This window comes from Novosphingobium sp. BL-S-34 (assembly GCF_056857015.1).
This window is the reverse complement of the sequence record NZ_CM166472.1, coordinates 2,137,501-2,154,419: the sequence shown is the minus strand read 5'-3', so window position 1 is coordinate 2,154,419 and position 16,919 is coordinate 2,137,501. Positions and strand designations below refer to the sequence as shown.

The window sequence follows — 16,919 nt, the reverse complement described above, 5'->3', positions numbered from 1 at the left end:
CCCTGAAGGCATCTGCACCAGGTCGCGGCCCGAGCGCCGGAAACAGGAAGTCGTCCAAGAATGTCCGCGCAGATTCTCGACTTTCCGACCCGCCCCAGCCGGCTCGCCCTGCGCCTCGAATGGTTCGCCACCGAGCGGTCGGTGCTGCTGGCGATCTGGGCGCTCTATTTCGCGCTGCGCGTGGCGGTGCTGCTGATCGACGTGACGCCCACATCCGACGCCGCGTCCTACTTTGCGCGCGCGGCGGGTCTCGCCGCTGGGCAGGGCTACATGGACAAGGGCCTGCCGACCGCGTTCTGGCCCCCGGGCCTGCCGCTGGCGCTTTCCGTGATGTTCCACCAGTTCGGCATTTCGCAAGTCTCGCTGGGACTGTTCAACCTGGGCGCCTCGATGCTGACCGGGTTGCTGACGCTGGCGCTGGGCCGCCACATCTTCGGCAGCGAGGCGGCGGCGCGCGGCGGCCTGCTGCTGCTGGCGGTCTATCCCAATGCCATCGCCTACGTCCCGCTCGCGCTGACCGAAGTGTTCTACACCATGCTGCTGCTCGCGGGCTGCTGGGCGGTGATGGCGCGCACCAACCGCTGGCAGCTGATCGGCGCGGGACTGATCTTCGGTTTCGCGACCCTGGTGAAAGCGCAGACGCTGGTGGTGGTACCTCTGATCTTCGCCATCGACTGGCTGCGCGCGCGGGGCATGTGGCGCCGGCTTCCCGGCCTGCTGGTGGAGGGCTTGATCGTCATCGCCGTCGCGGCACTGGTGGTGGCGCCGTGGACGGCGCGCAACCACGCCCGGCTCGGCCACTGGGTCGCCGTCTCCACCAATGGCGGCTACACCCTGCTGACCGGCAACCATGACAGCGCCACCGGCGATTTCACGCCGAACGCCCCGGTCGTGCAGCGGTTCATGGCGCGGACCGACCTCGACGAGGTGGCCAGCGACAAGGAGGCCGCGCGCATGGGTCTCGCGTGGATCCGCGAGAATCCCGTCAAGTTCGCCGCTCTGGCGCCCAGGAAGCTCATGCGCCTCTGGCTGCCGGACGGAGAGGCGGAATGGGCCTATCAGGGCGGCGCACCGAACTATCCCCGCTTCGAGGCATTCTACCGCGCGGTCCGCTATGCCAACCAGGGCTACTACGCGCTGCTGATGATCGGGTTCGCGGCGGCTTTCGCGGTAATGACCTTGCGCCGCCTGCGCGAAAGGACGCGCTGGGCGGGATGGTGGCTGCTGCCTTACGGCGTGGCGCTCTATCCGACGCTGATCTGCCTGCTGTTTTCCGGGCAGTCACGCTTCCATTATCCGGTCATGCCCTTCATCTGCATGACCGTGGGCTGGCTTGTGGCAACCGGGGTGGAGCGCCTGGCCTGGGCGCGGCGCAAGCCGACGATCCACTGAAGGATCGGCAGCCGGCCATATCAGGAGCAGATCAGAGCAGCGCCGGCCCGATCACGCGCACGATCACGGTTCCAGGCGTGGCCTCGGCGCTTTCGACCTTGCGATGGCTGGAGGTGCGCGCATCGAGCAGGATCAGGCCGATGGCGAGCGCAAGCGCCGCCGCCATCCACAAGCCTATCCCGCCAATTCGACCCGACATCGCTCACCCCTTCAGGAATATTTCCTCGATCCTCATAGCAAAGACCTCGGCAATGCGAAATGCCAGTGGCAGCGAGGGGTCGTACTTGCCGGTTTCGATGGCGTTCACGCTCTGACGGCTCACCTCCAGGCGATCGGCGAGGTCTTGCTGGCTCCAGCTACGCTCGGCGCGCAGGACCTTGAGGCGGTTCTTCAAGAGTGATCCGCCCCGGCCTTCATGCTTCCGAACGTCAGGCGATTGAACAGAGCTCCAACCGCCAGCCCCAGACACCATAGCGGCATTACGAAGAACACGGGAAACCGGGGAACTTCCGGCGAGTAGAGTTCGAGAATGCCCCACATGCTCGTCGCCGCCAGGGTCATGCCGGTGGCGACCAGAAATTTGCGGACTTCCAGCATGCGCAGATATTCGTCTTCCAGTTCGACGAGCAGGCGGCCCATCGCCCAGAGCCACCCGATCACGGCAAGGCCTGGCAGGATGGAGAGCGAGATAGTCCGCACGTCGGCCGGTGCATGATCGGGAATCAGCGCCGTCGCCAGCGCGATCCCGGCCACATAGGCCAGAGTGATCGGCAAGAAGCGCATCATGTAGCGGCGACGCGCCTGCTGTGTGCCTGCCATCTGGAGTTCCTTTCTCAGTCTCTAGGTCAAGGGTACATGACCATGTGTAAAGGACCATTGTCATGACGACTCCATTTAGTCAAGGAGCCTTTACATCACCTCGGTCGCTCTGGCGGGGTGACTTTTCGCGCGGGAATTGCTACATGCTCGGGCGATGACGCAGCTGCGCACCTTGACCACGACTACTACCACCCGGTGCTTCCGGGGACGGTTGGTCGCGGCCTGAAGGCGCAGCCACCGTCGCCCGGCGTTCGGGCGAGCGGCGTCACTCTCCCGAAAATAGCGCCGATCCTGCTGACGCCGCACCTTCACCCGGCGGTCCGCCTGTGCCATGGCGCCCCAAAGGTTTTCCGCCCGCATGCTCTGGTATGGCATGGGGCAAACGAGAGATGAGTTCGTCCATGTCCGAGATGTTCAAGATCAGCCTGCCCGACGGTTCGGTTCGCGAAATGCCCGAAGGCTCCACCCCGGCCGACGTCGCCGCCGCTATCGGCCCCGGCCTTGCCAAGGCCGCGCTGGCCGCGAAGATCGACGGCGAACTGGTGGACCTTAGCCTGCCCTTCAAGGGCGACGCCAATCTCGCGCTCGTCACCAGCCGTGACGAGGAAGAGGCGCTGGACCTGGCCCGGCACGACTTCGCGCACGTCCTGGCCGAAGCGGTGCAGGCGCTGTTCCCCGGCACGCAGATCACCTTCGGCCCCTCGACGGACGACGGCTTCTACTACGACTTCGCGCCCAATCCGGAGCGCGGGCCGTTCACCGACGACGACCTGCCCGCCATCGAGGCGGAGATGCGCAAGATCATCGCCGCCAACAAGCCGCTGCGCCGCGAGGTGTGGGACCGCGAGACGCTGATCAGCCGCTGGAAGCAGCAGGGTGAGAACTTCAAGGCCGAATGGGCCGCCGAACTTCCGGGCGACGAGCCGCTGACGGTCTACTGGTCGGGCGAGGACTGGCTGGACATGTGCCGCGGCCCGCACCTGCCCTCCACCGGCAAGCTGGACCCGGCCGCCTTCAAGCTGACGCGCGTTTCCGGCGCCTACTGGCGCGGCGACCAGAAGAACGCGATGCTCAGCCGCATCTACGGCACCGGCTGGCTGAACAAGAAGCAGCTCGCCGCGCACCTGACGCGCCTTGAGGAAGCCGCCAAGCGCGACCACCGCAAGCTGGGTAACGAGATGGACCTCTTCCACCTCCAGGCCGAAGCGCACGGCTCGGTGTTCTGGCACCCCAAGGGCTACGTGATCTATCGCGCCCTCGAAGACTACATGCGCCGCGCGATCGGCCAGGCGGACTGCAAGGAAGTGAAGACGCCGCAGGTCATGGACGCGCGGCAGTGGGAAGCCTCCGGCCACTGGGGCAAGTACCGCGAGAACATGTTCGTCATCCCCGACGAAGTGCCCAACACCGAGGACGACGGCCCGATCATCTCGGACGACGCCCAGTGGATGGCGCTCAAGCCGATGAACTGCCCGGCGCACATCCTGATCTTCAAGCAGGGCATCAAGTCCTACCGCGATCTGCCGCTGCGCTTGGTCGAGAACGGCTGCTGCCACCGCAACGAGCCGCACGGCGCGCTGCACGGGCTGATGCGCGTGCGCCAGTTCACGCAGGACGACGGCCACATCTTCTGCCGCGAAGACCAGATCGTCGGCGAAGTGCAGGCCTTCTGCGAGATGGCGGACCGGGTCTACAAGGACTTCGGCTTCACGTACGCGATCAAGCTGGCACTGCGCCCCGATAACCGCATCGGCACCGACGAGCAGTGGGACAAGGCCGAGGCCGAACTGCGCGACGCCGTCGTGCGCGCGGGTCTCGCCACCGAGGAATATGGCTGGGAAGAACTGCCCGGCGAAGGCGCCTTCTATGCGCCCAAGCTGGAATGGCATCTTACCGATGCGATCGGCCGCACCTGGCAGGTCGGCACGATCCAGTCCGACCGCATGCTGCCCGAGCGTCTCGACGCCAGCTACATCGGCGAGGATGGCGCGCGCCACCGCCCGGTCATGCTGCACCGCGCGATCTTCGGTTCCTATGAGCGCTTCATCGGCATCCTGATCGAGCACTTCGCCGGCAAGCTGCCGGTCTGGCTCGCCCCGGTCCAGGCCGTGGTCGCCACGATCGTTTCCGATGCCGACGACTATGCGCAGGAAGTGACGAAGAAGCTCAAGGCCGCCGGGGTGCGCGTCGAGACCGACGTGCGCAACGAGAAGATCAACTACAAGGTGCGCGAACACTCGCTGAAGAAGGTTCCGCACCTGCTGGTCGTCGGCAAGCGCGAGGCGGAGGAACAGACCGTCGCCCTGCGTACCCTCGGCGCCGAGCACCAGAAGGTCATGACCCTCGACGAGGCGATCGCCCTGCTCAAGGTCGAAGCCACCGCGCCCGACCTTCGTGCGGACATGCCGGCATGATCAAGCGCGAACTGATCGACACCGCGTGGATCCCCGATGGGGAGAAGCTGGAACTCTACAGGCACGATCAGGACTACATGATCGTGCTGGGCCACAACGAGCTGATGTCCACGCGCAAGTGGGGCAGCGAGGAAGCGCTCGCCACCATGGCCTGGGATCGCATCAAGGGCGTGACCAAGCGCCCGCACATGCTGATCGGCGGCTACGGCATGGGCTTCACCCTGCGCGCGGCGCTGCGTACCCTGCCTGAGGATTCCAAGCTCACCGTCGTCGAACTCGTGCCCGAGATCATCGAATGGGCGCGCGGGCCGATGGCCGAACTGGCGCAGGGCTGCCTGGACAATCCGCGCGTGAACCTGGTGATGGGCGATGTCGCCCACATCATCGACGGATCGCGCGCGGCCTACGACGCCATCCTGCTGGATGTCGACAACGGCCCCGACGGCCTCGTGCGCGAGGACAACAACCAGATCTATTCGAAGGTCGGCCTGCGCGCGGCGCGCAATGCCCTGACGCCGGACGGCGTTCTGGCGATCTGGTCTGCCGGTGCGGACCCCGCCTTCACCCGCCGCCTGGAACGCGCCGGATTCAAGGTGGACGAAGTGAAGGTCTCCTCGCGCAGCAACGGCAAGGGTCCGAAGCACGTCATCTGGTTCGCCACGCCGGAGTGACCGGGCAGCAGCGCGATCGGCGCTGCCGGCCTCTCGCTCACGCGGCCGCGCATTCTCCGTCGCCCCCCATGAAGGCGGGGCGACGGTTCCTCGTTTCCCGTAAAAGGCTTTGAAAGAGCGCAATTCCCGCCCCCCGCGGGCATGGCGGTAAACGCCCGCGCGCATCGCTCCCGCGACAATCAGTATGGTAGCGAGCGATCCCGACGCGCCGCCACCCGCCGCGCCTTAGCGCGTCCCGCGGCGGCGACCAGAACGCTGGTGCTCAGCAGAATCCCGGAGACCAGCACACCCACGGCGATCAGGCCCGCAGGACTGAAATCGGTGCGCGCATCCAGCTTGACCCAGTTACCCAGCTCCACGCTGGCCTTGGCGGTTTGGCGATCCTGGGAGAGACGCTTGAGCGAGCGCATGAGCCGGTGATTCCCTTTGCTGAAACGCCGCCAGCCTTAGCACGAAGGCGAAACGGCGATCAGCCCCCCGCGAGTCAGCCCCCGCGAAATCACCCTTCGCGAGTCAGCCGCTCCAGCCAGGCCTGCGCCTGCTTGGGCTCGCCAACGGCGTCGGATTGCACCGGCCCGCGCGCCGCAAGCAATTCGCGGTGAAGTGCGAACGGCTCCATGTCCAGCTGGTCGCGCAGATCGTCGATCTCGTCGGCCATCTCGCCAAGCGCATCAAGCATCGGCGCCGCCTTGGCCTTGTGCTGCTTGTCCTTCGTGTGGCCGAACAGGCCCCACTGCCCCGCCGCCGTCGCCTGCAAGGCTTCGATCAGCGCGGCGCGGTAATCGGTTTCAAGGTCGGCACGGCGGTTGTCCATGCGTTCGAGGCGGTCTGCTCTGGCCATGTGACCGCCCTAGGCGCGCCCGGCGTTCATCACAAGACGTTCACCACGAGCGGCTCACCACAGGACGCCGTGCTTGTCGGCCACGATCGGCGGCGGCGCTTCTTCGCCGATGGACTGGAGAAGGTCGATCTCGATCGTGCGGCACATCGCATTGAGCGGCAGGTCGTGCACGGTGTTGGCGAAAGGATCGACCAGGTCGTCGCCGATGGCGAGTACCGCCAGGAACATGATGCCCGCGATCGTCGAGCCCAGCGGCGTCGCCACGCCCAGCGTCTCCACCAGGCCGATCGGCAGCAGGATGCAGAACATGTGCGTGAAGACGATCGGGAAGAAACGGTACTGATAGGGCAGCGGCGTGTTCTTGAGTCGCTCCATCCCGCCTTGGGAATTGGCGATATCGACCAGAACGGCCTCCATCTGCGCCTGCTGGATCGTGTCGATCCAGCCCTTGCGCCGCGCTTCGTCGATGCGGTGGCCGGTCTCGTCGAGAATGCCGTTCGCCACGTTGGCGCGCTCCAGCGAAGCATCGGCGTCCCCGCGCGACAGCATGCGCAGGACTTCGGCATCGGGCTTGATGCGGCGCAGCTGGCAGCGCAGCGCGTTGACGTAGGCGATCTGGCGCAGGACGATGCGGCGCTTCAGTTCGGCCGCCTCGGGATCGGGCATGAAATTGCGGGCCGCACGCGCGATGTTGCGGCTGGCATTGATCATCAGCCCCCACAGGCCGCGCCCTTCCCACCAGCGCTGGTAGGCGGAATTGCTTCGGAAGCCGAGGAACAGCGCCAGCGCGGAGCCGAACAGCGTCACCGGCAGTTCGGGCGCATGGAAGGGCAGCACGAAATAGGTCACCGTGACGATGATGTCCCACACGAACAGCAAGGTCAGCGGTTTCCAGATTTCGCGGAAGATCTGGACAGGTTGCAGCGAGGCAGTGACGATCATTGCTTGGCGGAATCCCCTCCATGCGCCGATGTGGCGGCATGCGACAGCGCGACAGAAGTGCCCGAAACCGGCCTCAAGGTGAACCAGTCCGCCCTGTCGATGGCGACGAGAAAGCCCAGCACGCCCAGACCGAAGAGCAATAGCAGAAAATTACCGACAAGCGATTGGCGAAGGCGAGTCCGCTCGGCGTCAGACATGTGGCGCATGGTGAGTCTCCTTTTCCAGATACGCGAACGGGTAAACTGGGGAAGGATAATTTCGATTGCATCGAACTTGCGTGACATTTCTTTGCTGCAACGCAGCAGACACGATGTGCGGTGCAGCAGAAACGGCAGGCCGCCGGCCGCTATCGAAAATATTTTGAAATGAAATGGAAATTGTCCGGCATCCGACGCGGTCCGGTTGGACCGGCGGTCAGAAAGGCAGGACATCCTTGGCCAGAATCAGCGCCAGTGCGCAGCCGCACACAAGCGCGGCGCGCAGAAGTTCACCCTGCCGGAGGTTCTGAGCGCCATGCGCAAGTGCGACGATACGAGCCATGCATGCGGTAATGCACGCCAACCCCTTGCCAATCCGTTAAACCCCGTGGTTCCGGGATCGCCCGCGATCAGCGCGACGGCATCTGCTGGCTGGAGCAGTGGAACGAGCCACCGCCGGCCAGAACCGCGTCGGCCATGATGCCCACGGTATCGCGGTCGGGGAACAAGTCCGCGATCGCCGCCACGCCCGCTTCGTCATGCTCCGTGCCGTAGATCGGCACGACCACCAGTTTGGAGGTGATCGCGAAGTTCATGTAGCTGGCAGGCTCGATCCGGCCGTCCGTTTCCACCCGCCCGGGCGAGGGGACTTCGCGCACGGTCACGCCCATGGCCTCGGCACGGGCCTTGGCGTCGGCATAGATGGCGGCATTGGGGTCGTTCGGGCCCGTCGCCCGCGGCAGGGCCAGGACGTTCGCCGCCACGAAGCGGGCGAGGTTGTCGACATGGCCATCGGTATGGTCGTTGATAAGGCCGTCACCCAGCCACAGCACCCGGTCATAACCGAGGTCGCGCCGGAGCCGCATTTCCAGATCGCCGCGCGTCAGGTGCGGGTTGCGATTGGGATTGAGCAGGCATTGCTCGGTGGTGGCGACCAGGCCGGTGCCGTCCCCGTCGAGCGCGCCGCCTTCCAGGATCCAGTCCGCGGTCTCGACATCCAGCCCGGCATCGCGCGCCAGTTCGGCGCCGATCTCCTGGTCGCCGTCCATCAGGTACTTGCCGCCCCAGCCATTGAAACCGAACCGCATCGCCTTCAGCGCACGGTTGCCGTCGGCCACGACCAGCGGCCCGGTATCGCGCAGCCAGACATCGCCATAATGGCGCACTTCCAGCTTCACTTTCGACGAGGCCAGCGAGGCCGCCCGCGCCCGGTTGGCCTCATCGCGCACGACCAGGCGCACTTCCTGCCCCGATTCGGCAACGGCGGATGCGAAAGCAGCCATCTGCTCCTGCGCGGCTTCGAGGAAACCCGGCCATTCCACGGGATCGTGCGGAAATCCGATCCAGATCCAGTCCTGGGCATGCCATTCGGGGGGAAGGGCGAACGTCACGGGGCAACCTCCTTCAGCCGCGGAGCAAGGCCTGCCGCCGCGAATGGCCGAGCCGATAGAAGAGCGCCGCCTTCGGGGCAATGCCGCAATGTCACCGGGTACGCCGGCCTGCCGCCCCGAATTGGCATTCCCGTGCCCGCAGGCGCTTGCCCTGCGCGGCAGCGGCGGGCAGGAAGCCGGGATGGATGCCGAACCCAATGCCGCACCTCAGGCCGACTGGACCGGCGCGATCGCCCGTGCCCGCGCCCATGCTCCCTACCTCTCCAGCGCGCTGGACCGCCTGCCCGCGTTGACCGAAAGGCTCGCCGCCGGACAAGGCGATGCCGCCCTGGACTGGGCGCGTGCCGCCGGCGAAGGCGCGCCCAGCGTCGGCGCGGCTTTGCGGCGCGAGAAGCAGGCCCTGGCCCTTGCGCTCGCCATCGGCGACCTGGCCGGAGCCTTCCCGTTGCTCAAGGTGACGGGCGAACTGTCCGCCCTGGCCGACCGCGCGCTGGACGCCGCCATCGCGGAAGGCATCCGCCGCCGCGTGCCCGATGCCGAGCCGGCCGGTTTCCTGGCCCTCGCCCTCGGCAAGCACGGCGCGGGCGAGCTGAACTACAGCTCGGACATCGATCCGATCCTGCTGTTCGACCCCCAGCTGCTCCCCCGCCGCGAACGCGACGAACCGGGCGAAGCGGCCCAGCGCGTGGCGCGCGCCGTGGTGGAAACGCTGGCCGGCGTGACCGACGAGGGCTACGTGTTCCGCACCGATCTGCGCCTGCGCCCGGCCTCCGAGGTCAGTCCGCTGGCGATCTCGATCAACGGCGCGCTGACTCATTACGAATCATCCGCCCTGGCCTGGGAACGCGCCGCCTTCATCCGCGCCCGCGCCTGCTCGGGCGACATTGCCGCGGGGGAGGCTTTCCTCGCCGCGATCCGCTCGTTCGTCTGGCGCAAGAGCCTCGATTTCGGCGCCATTGCCGAGATCGGTCGCCTCACCGCGCAGATTCGCGCCAATAGCCGCGGCAGCGTGACGGTCGGCCCCGGCTTCGACCTCAAGAAAGGCCGCGGCGGCATTCGCGAGGTGGAGTTCTACGCCCAGACCCACCAGCTCATCCACGGCGGCCGCAACCCCGCCCTGCGCCTGCGCGGGACGCGCGCGACCCTCGATGCCCTGGCCGAAGCGGGCCTGGTCCCGCCCGAGGATGCCCGCCTGCTGGGCGAAAGCTACGACCGTTTGCGCACTGTCGAGCACCGCCTGCAGATGATGCAGGATCAGCAGACCCATTCGCTGCCCGTGAAGGAAGACCTGCTTGACGAAGTGGCCCGGCTCGACGGCCTGCCGGACGGCGCGGCACTGATCGCCGAACTGACCCGGATCACCGATGCCGTGGGCGAGCGCTACGATGCACTGGTCATGGCCAACCTGCCGCCGGGCAGTGGAACCGGTGCAGGCTCCGCGGTAGCCGTGCCGGCGCCGGCTCAGGAGGATCTGCGCGACGAACTCATGCGCATGGGTTTCGCCGATCCCGACGCCATGGTCTCGCGGATCGAAGGCTGGCTCTCCGGCCGGATGCGCGCCTTGCGGTCCGATGCCGCCAGAGTGGCTTTCGAGGCGATCCGCCCCGGACTGCTCGCCGCCCTGGCCGCCGCTCCGGAACCTGAGCGCGCCATGGCGCGGTGGGAGCAACTGCTCAACAACCTGCCCACCGCGATCAACCTGTTCCGCCTGCTGGAGGCGCGCCCCGCCCTGATCGAACGGCTGGCGCGGATCCTCAGCCTGGCCCCGCCGCTGGCCGATGCACTCGCCCGCCGCGCCGACCTGCTGGACCCGCTGATCGACGCCAGCGCCTTCGACCTGCCCGGCACCCTGCCCGAGCTGGTCGACGAATTCGGGCGATTCGAAGCCGGTGACGATTACGAGCGCAAGCTCAACACCGTGCGCCGCAAAGTCGGCGATCGCCGCTTCGCTCTCGGCGTGCAGCTGATCGAAGGGGTCAACGATCCGCTGGAGATCGGCCATGCCCTCGGCCGCATCGCCGAAGCCGCATTGGTGGTTCTCACCGATGCCGCCGTGGCGGAATTCCGGGAGGTTCACGGCGAAGTGCCGGACAGCGTGCTGGCAGTGCTGGGCCTCGGGCGGATGGGCGGCGGCGTGCTCACCCATGCCTCCGACCTCGATCTCATCTACCTGTTCACCGGCGACTTTGCGGGCGAATCGAACGGGCGCCGGCCGCTTGGCGCCACGCTCTACTACAACCGCCTGTCCCAGCGCGTGACCGCCGCGCTCTCCGTGCAGACGGCCGAAGGCGCGCTCTACGAAGTAGACACGCGCCTGCGCCCCTCTGGCGAGCAAGGCCCCCCCGCCGCCAGTCTCGAAAGCTTCGCCCGCTACCAGCAGGAACAGGCCTGGACCTGGGAGCACATGGCGCTCTGCCGCGCGCGGGCGCTCTACGGCAGCGAAGAGGCGCGCGGCCGCCTCGCCGCGATCGTCCGCGACGTCCTCACCGCGCCGCGCGATCCGGTGAAACTGCGAACCGATGTCCTGGAAATGCGCGCGCGCATGGCCGAGCACAAACCGCCCAAGGGTCCGCTCGACGTCAAGCTGATGCGCGGCGGGCTGGTCGATCTCGAATTCCTGGTTCACTTCACCCAGCTTCGCAGCGGCGCCGGCCTGGATGCGGATCTGGGCGAAGCGCTGCGCCTGCTCACTGCGCAGTCCCTGCTCCCGGCCAGCCTGCAGCAGGCACATGACGTGCTGACCCGCCTGCTCGTGGCCGCCCGCCTGCTGGCGCCCGATTCGCTCAAGCCGGTCAGCGCCGCCTGCATGGCGCTTGTTCGCGCATGCGGCTATGGCGACTGGCAGGACCTCGAAACCAGCCTGGCCCAGGCCCGCGCGCAAGTGGCGGCAGCATGGGCGGAGGCCTTCGACGAAGCACTGGAGATTTCCCGATGACCACCCGCCTTCCCGAAACCGGCGACACTTTCCCCGACGTCGCGCTCGAAACGCCCGAAGGCGGCAGCATCAAGGCCTCGGACTTCGCAGGGCGCAAACTGGTGGTGTTCTTCTATCCCAAGGACAGCACCCCGGGCTGCACCACCGAAAACATCGAGTTCTCGGCCCTGAAGGATCAGTTCGAAGCGGCAGGCACGGCACTGCTCGGCGTCAGCAAGGACTCGGCGAAAAGGCACCAGAACTTCATTGCCAAGCACGATCTCAAGGCCCCGCTCGCCACGGACGCAGAGGAAAACGGCCTCTCCGACGCGCTCGGCATCTGGACCGAAAAGCAGAACTACGGGCGCACCTATATGGGCATGGTGCGCACCACCTACCTGATCGGACCGGACGGGAAGATCGCCCGTGTGTGGAACAAGGTGAAGGTCAAGGACCACGCCCAGCAGGTGCTGGAGGCCGCGAAGGCCCTCTGATGTCCCGTTCGCCGGTAATGACCCGATCCGTCGCTTCCGCGATCCGCGAGGCGCTGCTCGAATGCGATCCACGCGCGAAGGCCATGATGACGCGCAAGGTCGCGCGCGATTGGCGGCTCGGCCGGCTTTCCTTCGCGTTCGACGTGGCCATGCCCACGGTCCCGGGACGGCCGGAAGCGCCGGAACTTCTGCCCCCGAGCCGCATGCCCAAGCGCGGCAAGGGCGGCTCGGAACGCGGGCGAATCGCACTCTGGCACGCCCTCGCCCATATCGAATTCGTGGCGATCGACCTTGCACTCGACATGGCGGGTCGATTCGGCGGCGAAATGGACGAACGCTTCGTCGGCGATTTCCTCTCGGTCGCCGCCGACGAGGCCATGCATTATGCGCTGATCGACCGTCATCTGCGCGGCCTCGGCAGCCATTACGGCGCCCTGCCCGCCCATGACGGCCTTTGGGAAGCGGCGGGAAAGACGTCGCATGACGTGGCCGCCCGGCTCGCCGTCGTGCCGATGGTGCTCGAAGCACGCGGCCTGGATGTTACCCCGGCCACCCTCGATCGGGTGAAAGCCAATGGCGACGAGCGCGGCGCGCGCATCCTCCAACGAATCCTTGACGATGAAATCCGGCACGTTCGGTTCGGCGCAATTCATTTCGCCGAGGTCGCCGAACGGTTGAACGAGAGCCGGAACGACCTCTGGAAAACCCTGGTTTCCCGCCACTTTGGAGGGGCTGTTAAGCCGCCGTTCAACGACTCGGCGCGCCTCGCAGCCGGTTTACCGCGCGATCTCTACGCCAGTCTTGCTTGATCGCAATCGTTCGGCATAACTCCAGATCACGAGACGGCGGGGGGTTCCGACCATCTCCAGTTAAGGGTTTGCGCGACGCGCCGCTGTGCGTGTTCGTCATAAATACAGGCGTCGCAGGCTAACGCTCGCGGCGGATAACAAGGTATTGCGAGTGGTCGTAACGAAATTCTTCGCCAAGTTCCGCGCAGTGACCGGTGCCGTCGCCGTCGCAGGATCTCTTGTCGCCGCTCACCCGGCGATGGCCAACAGCAGCGCTGCCGCTGCCGACATTTCCGCCCCGCTTCGCTCGGCCCAGGCCGCGAACCAGTCGGCCGGCGGAGAAGACGAACAGTTCCACAACCTTTTCAGCTCCTGGCAGAACTTCGAGGAAACCGGTCTGGCTTCGGCCAAGGCCAAGCCTTCGATCCCCGGTGCCGCCAAGCTTGGCGCGGTCTCGATCCCTTCGCGCACGCCGCTTGAAGGTCTCAAGCTGACCAGCAGCTTCGGCATGCGCAACCACCCGATCCTCGGCGGTCGCCGTGCCCACAAGGGCATCGATCTCGGCGCCCCGATCGGCACGCCCATTTATGCCACTGCCGACGGTGTCGTCGGCAAGGCCGCCTGGTTCGGCGGCTATGGCCTCTTCGTTGCGCTGGAACACGGCGGCGATCTCGAAACCCGTTACGGCCATATGTCGCGCCTCAACGTTGCCGAAGGCCAGATGGTCCATAAGGGCGACGTGATCGGTTTCGTCGGCACCACCGGCAATTCGACCGGCCCGCACCTCCATTACGAAGTCCGCGTCGACGGTGAAGCCGTCAACCCGATCCCCTACATGCAGGGCGATCGCATGGCGGCAGCCGACTCCGATTCGACGGGCGGCTGATAGAGTTCCAGATCGGCCAGGGACTGCGCAAAGACAGCCCGGCCAACACGGTTTGGAGAGGAGGGAAGAGGCGGCCGAAAGGCCGCCTTTTCTTATGCCCGCAGCACGAATGCGGCGTTGGATATCGTTCGACTGGCGGATGCCGGATCTGGAGCCATTTCGATAAGCTCATGGACGAACCGGCGCATGATGATACCGGGCTCGCTGCCCCGGATACCAAGCGGGCTTCGTGAACGCCGAGCAACCCTGCCCCGCGCGCATGACCATGTCGTCCCAGTTTAGGATGCCATTGGCTGGTCTTTCTCTCGATACAGCCGGCCAAGGTATGAGAATCGAGGCGGTCTGACGGATCATGCCGTACAAGAGCCTCCTCGGTGCTAGTGACGTTACGCCGAGGTTTCCACCAACGCGGATTAGAGCCGGGCAGCTCCGTTACGCATGGACGCTGGTCGAGCAATGGCCTGCGTAGCGGAACCCGTAGGGCTTAGCGAAGCATGCCATTGCTCATGCAGTTCAGTTGGCGAACGCCGCGCGGTCTCGTGTCCAAGCGATGAGTGCGGCCTCTCCTGATTGTAATCCTCTGCCCAAGCGGATCACCACGCGGGCATGGTCCAGGCTTAGCAGCAGGGTCTCATTGAGCAGCTTGTCGCGCATGCGACCGTTGGAGCTATCGACATAGCCGTGCTGCATAGGCTTGTCCGGCGCAATATAACGCCACTCCACCCCGACCTCCCCACACCAGGCGAGGACGGCTGCGGATTCCGGGGTCATCCCGGCCACCATTCCGATTTGATCCCGGCCGGGATTCCGAGATGATGCCGGCCACCATTCCGAGCAATTCCCGGCCACCTGGGAGGGAGTGAGAAGCCCGATCGTTGGGTCCATCTTATCGGCGCAGCAGCCGGAGGATGGAGATGCCGACGAGGAGGCCGAAGATGCGCCATGTGCGCGAAGTAATGAGAATGCATCGCGAGGCTTGTGTCCCGATGCGCGAGATCGCCCGACTGACTGGCGTCGCTCGGTCTACAGTGCGCGACATGATCGTGCGCTTCGATCGCTCGGGATTGGCGTGGCCGGTTCCGTCGGAGATCGGCGACATAGATCTGGAGGGACGCTTGTATGGCGCCTCCGGCGTAAAGCCGGGACGACGCAAGCTTCCGGAGCCGGACTGGCCGGTGGTAGCGCGCGAACTGAAGCGCAAACACGTGACGCTGCAGGTGCTCTGGGAGGAGTATCGGGCCGAGCATCCGGACGGGTATCGCTACTCGAGATTCTGCGATCTGTTCCGCCGCTGGGAAGGCCGCTTGCCGCTGGTCATGCGCCAGAGCCATGCCGGGGGCGAGAAGCTGTTCCTTGATTACGCTGGCGATACGGTGCCGGTCGTGGTGGACCGGCGGACCGGGGAAGTCCGCGGTGCCCACATCTTCGTCGCCGTGATGGGCGGATCGAGCCTGTCGTTTGCGCTGGCGACGTGGACCGAGCAGTTTCCTGACTGGATCGCGGGTAACAATGCTGCCTTCGCCTTCTTCCGCGGCGTGCCCCAGTTGCTGGTACCCGACAATGCCAAGGTGGCGGTGATCAAGGCCTGTCACTTCGATCCTCAGGTGAACCGCAGTTACACGGACATGGCCCGGCATTACGGCACGGCGATCCTGCCGACCCGGCCGCGCAGGCCGCGGGACAAGGCCAAGGTCGAGGCCTGCGTCGGTATCGTCGAGCGCTGGCTATTGGGCCGCTTACGTAATCGGATCTTCTACAGCCTCGCCGAGGTGAACGCAGCGATCGCCGAATGCCTTGCCGATCTCAATGATCGGCGGGTGCTGCGCCAGTTCGGCAAGACACGCCGCCAGCTGTTCAACGAAGTCGATGTTCCAAACCTCAAGCCGCTGCCGGCAGAGCCGTGGGTTCATGCCGAATGGCGCCGCTACCGCGTCGGGCTCGATTACCATATCGCGATCGAGCGGCATCACTACTCCGTCCCTCACCGCTTCGCCCGCCGCGAGGTCGAAGCTCGGTTCACTGCCAGCACGGTAGAGATCTTCCTGGGAGGCGAGCGCATCGCCGTGCACATGCGCGGCAGCGGGAATGGCCGGCACACTACAGTCCCCGAGCACATGCCCTCCAGCCATCGGCGCTACGGCGAATGGACGCCGGCAAAGATCCGCGAAGAGGCAAGCCGGATCGGGCCGATGTTGTCCCTATTGGTGGAGAAGGTCATCGAGGCGAAGCCCCATCCCGAACAGGGCTACCGGTCATGCTTGGGCATCATCGGGCTCGAGAAACGCTTCGGTGCCCAGCGGCTCGAAGCCGCGGCGCTGCGCGCCCTGGAAATCCAGGCGCGCAATTATCCGTCGGTCAAATCGATCCTCGAGAAGGGGCTCGATCAGGTGCCCGTTCCCCAATCTCCCGAGCAAGAGCCGATCATCCACTCCAACATCCGCGGCTCAAGCTATTACAACTGAAGGAGCAAGAATGCTGAAGCATCCCACTCTGGACCTCATGGGCCAGCTCGGCCTGGCCGGCATGGCCAAAGCCTTCGCCGAGATGGAAGGCAACGATGACGCGGCGAGCCTCAGCCATGCCGAATGGCTGGCGCTGCTGCTCGACCATGAGGCCACCTACCGAAATGACAGACGCCTCGCTCTGCGCCTGCGTCACGCCAAGCTGCGGCACCGCGCCGTGCCCGAGGACGTTGATTACCGAACGCGCCGCAGTCTTGACCGCCGGCTCTTCGAGACGCTGCTGGCCGGCGAATGGATCTCCAGACACGAGAACTTGGCCATCATCGGACCTACGGGCATCGGGAAAAGTTGGTTGGCCTGTGCGATCGGCCACAAGGCCTGCCGCGATAACCGTTCGGTTCTCTACACCCGGTTGCCGCGGCTGATCGACGAACTGACGCTGGCCAAGGGTGACGGCCGTATCGCCGCCCGCATGAAAAGCCTCGCCAAGGTCGAGTTGCTGATAATGGACGACTGGGGTCTTCAGCCGCTCGATGGCAACGCCCGGCATCATCTCCTCGAAATTCTCGAGGACCGCTACGGTCAGCGCTCAACGCTTGTCACCAGCCAGCTTCCCGTGGCCCGCTGGCATCAGACTATAAACGATCCGACCTACGCCGACGCCATCCTGGACCGCCTCGTGCACAACGCACACCGGCTCGAACTCGA

General features: G+C 65.9%; 18 protein-coding genes and 1 pseudogene (1 of these 19 running past the window's edge). 9 read left to right on the top strand and 10 right to left on the bottom strand.

What is annotated here, in order from left to right; genetic code table 11:
- Nucleotides 1–60 precede the first annotated feature (60 nt).
- Entirely contained in the window at nt 61–1,392 is a 1,332-nt protein-coding gene (locus AC1VV3_RS10280; RefSeq protein WP_465127729.1) for a glycosyltransferase family 39 protein, read from the top strand.
- Between the two features lie 31 nt (nt 1,393–1,423).
- On the opposite strand, the gene AC1VV3_RS10275 is transcribed toward AC1VV3_RS10280, so the two are convergent.
- From AC1VV3_RS10275 to AC1VV3_RS10265, 3 genes are read right to left on the bottom strand one after another with little or no spacing between them, the layout of a single operon-like run.
- Nucleotides 1,424–1,591 (bottom strand): hypothetical protein, encoded by a 168-nt coding sequence (locus tag AC1VV3_RS10275; protein WP_165921540.1) that lies wholly within the window; start codon nt 1,589–1,591, stop codon nt 1,424–1,426.
- Nucleotides 1,592–1,594: 3 nt separating this feature from the next.
- Nucleotides 1,595–1,786: a helix-turn-helix transcriptional regulator gene (locus AC1VV3_RS10270; RefSeq protein ID WP_132269704.1), complete on the bottom strand. Its 192-nt coding sequence runs from the start codon at nt 1,784–1,786 to the stop codon at nt 1,595–1,597.
- The gene (locus tag AC1VV3_RS10265) at nt 1,783–2,211 is read right to left on the bottom strand and encodes a hypothetical protein (RefSeq protein WP_132269702.1); all 429 of its coding nucleotides are present in this window, start codon (nt 2,209–2,211) and stop codon (nt 1,783–1,785) included. Before AC1VV3_RS10265 ends, AC1VV3_RS10270 begins: the two co-directional genes overlap by 4 nt.
- Before the next feature lie 401 nt (nt 2,212–2,612).
- Between AC1VV3_RS10265 and thrS the strand changes: the two genes are divergently transcribed.
- Nucleotides 2,613–4,625: a threonine--tRNA ligase gene (gene thrS, locus AC1VV3_RS10260; RefSeq protein ID WP_132269701.1), complete on the top strand. Its 2,013-nt coding sequence runs from the start codon at nt 2,613–2,615 to the stop codon at nt 4,623–4,625.
- Nucleotides 4,622–5,296: a spermine/spermidine synthase domain-containing protein gene (locus tag AC1VV3_RS10255; protein ID WP_134096289.1), complete on the top strand. Its 675-nt coding sequence runs from the start codon at nt 4,622–4,624 to the stop codon at nt 5,294–5,296. Before thrS ends, AC1VV3_RS10255 begins: the two co-directional genes overlap by 4 nt.
- Before the next feature lie 179 nt (nt 5,297–5,475).
- On the opposite strand, the gene AC1VV3_RS10250 is transcribed toward AC1VV3_RS10255, so the two are convergent.
- From AC1VV3_RS10250 to AC1VV3_RS10225, 6 genes are all read right to left on the bottom strand, one after another.
- Nucleotides 5,476–5,706 carry a hypothetical protein gene (locus tag AC1VV3_RS10250; RefSeq protein WP_465127727.1) on the bottom strand — a complete coding sequence of 77 codons (231 nt, stop codon included), beginning with the start codon at nt 5,704–5,706 and terminating at the stop codon, nt 5,476–5,478.
- An 89-nt stretch (nt 5,707–5,795) separates the two neighbouring features.
- The gene (locus AC1VV3_RS10245) at nt 5,796–6,137 is read right to left on the bottom strand and encodes a hypothetical protein (RefSeq protein WP_465127726.1); all 342 of its coding nucleotides are present in this window, start codon (nt 6,135–6,137) and stop codon (nt 5,796–5,798) included.
- Between the two features lie 54 nt (nt 6,138–6,191).
- On the bottom strand, nt 6,192–7,079 hold the full coding sequence (locus AC1VV3_RS10240) for a bestrophin family protein (protein ID WP_132269694.1): 888 nt from the start codon (nt 7,077–7,079) through the stop codon (nt 6,192–6,194).
- Nucleotides 7,076–7,510: a hypothetical protein gene (locus tag AC1VV3_RS10235; protein ID WP_243841285.1), complete on the bottom strand. Its 435-nt coding sequence runs from the start codon at nt 7,508–7,510 to the stop codon at nt 7,076–7,078. The genes AC1VV3_RS10240 and AC1VV3_RS10235 overlap by 4 nt, the downstream gene beginning before the upstream one ends.
- Entirely contained in the window at nt 7,494–7,619 is a 126-nt protein-coding gene (locus AC1VV3_RS10230) for a hypothetical protein (RefSeq protein ID WP_279587461.1), read from the bottom strand. The genes AC1VV3_RS10235 and AC1VV3_RS10230 overlap by 17 nt, the downstream gene beginning before the upstream one ends.
- 67 nt (nt 7,620–7,686) lie before the next feature.
- Nucleotides 7,687–8,667: an agmatine deiminase family protein gene (locus AC1VV3_RS10225; RefSeq protein ID WP_465127725.1), complete on the bottom strand. Its 981-nt coding sequence runs from the start codon at nt 8,665–8,667 to the stop codon at nt 7,687–7,689.
- Between the two features lie 181 nt (nt 8,668–8,848).
- On the opposite strand from AC1VV3_RS10225, the gene AC1VV3_RS10220 reads away from it, so the two are divergent.
- From AC1VV3_RS10220 to AC1VV3_RS10205, 4 genes are all read left to right on the top strand, one after another.
- The gene (locus tag AC1VV3_RS10220) at nt 8,849–11,602 is read left to right on the top strand and encodes a bifunctional [glutamine synthetase] adenylyltransferase/[glutamine synthetase]-adenylyl-L-tyrosine phosphorylase (RefSeq protein ID WP_465128273.1); all 2,754 of its coding nucleotides are present in this window, start codon (nt 8,849–8,851) and stop codon (nt 11,600–11,602) included.
- A complete protein-coding gene (locus tag AC1VV3_RS10215) occupies nt 11,599–12,075 on the top strand; it encodes a peroxiredoxin (RefSeq protein ID WP_132269691.1) in 477 nt (158 codons plus the stop codon). Before AC1VV3_RS10220 ends, AC1VV3_RS10215 begins: the two co-directional genes overlap by 4 nt.
- A 17-nt stretch (nt 12,076–12,092) precedes the next feature.
- On the top strand, nt 12,093–12,884 hold the full coding sequence (locus tag AC1VV3_RS10210) for a ferritin-like domain-containing protein (protein ID WP_465127724.1): 792 nt from the start codon (nt 12,093–12,095) through the stop codon (nt 12,882–12,884).
- A gap of 151 nt (nt 12,885–13,035) precedes the next feature.
- Entirely contained in the window at nt 13,036–13,749 is a 714-nt protein-coding gene (locus AC1VV3_RS10205; RefSeq protein WP_243654451.1) for a M23 family metallopeptidase, read from the top strand.
- Nucleotides 13,750–14,162: 413 nt separating this feature from the next.
- On the opposite strand, the pseudogene AC1VV3_RS10200 reads toward AC1VV3_RS10205, so the two are convergent.
- Nucleotides 14,163–14,547: pseudogene (locus tag AC1VV3_RS10200) on the bottom strand (integrase core domain-containing protein); the annotation flags it as partial.
- A 137-nt stretch (nt 14,548–14,684) separates the two neighbouring features.
- On the opposite strand from AC1VV3_RS10200, the gene istA reads away from it, so the two are divergent.
- Nucleotides 14,685–16,211, top strand: a complete 1,527-nt coding sequence (gene istA, locus AC1VV3_RS10195) for an IS21 family transposase (protein WP_482961681.1) — start codon at nt 14,685–14,687, stop codon at nt 16,209–16,211.
- Between the two features lie 10 nt (nt 16,212–16,221).
- A protein-coding gene (gene istB / locus AC1VV3_RS10190) for an IS21-like element helper ATPase IstB (RefSeq protein ID WP_482961680.1) crosses the window boundary here: on the top strand, nt 16,222–16,919 show its 5' portion. 43 nt of this gene lie beyond the right edge of the window; the window shows 698 of its 741 coding nt (coding positions 1–698); it begins with the start codon at nt 16,222–16,224; its stop codon lies beyond the right edge, outside the window.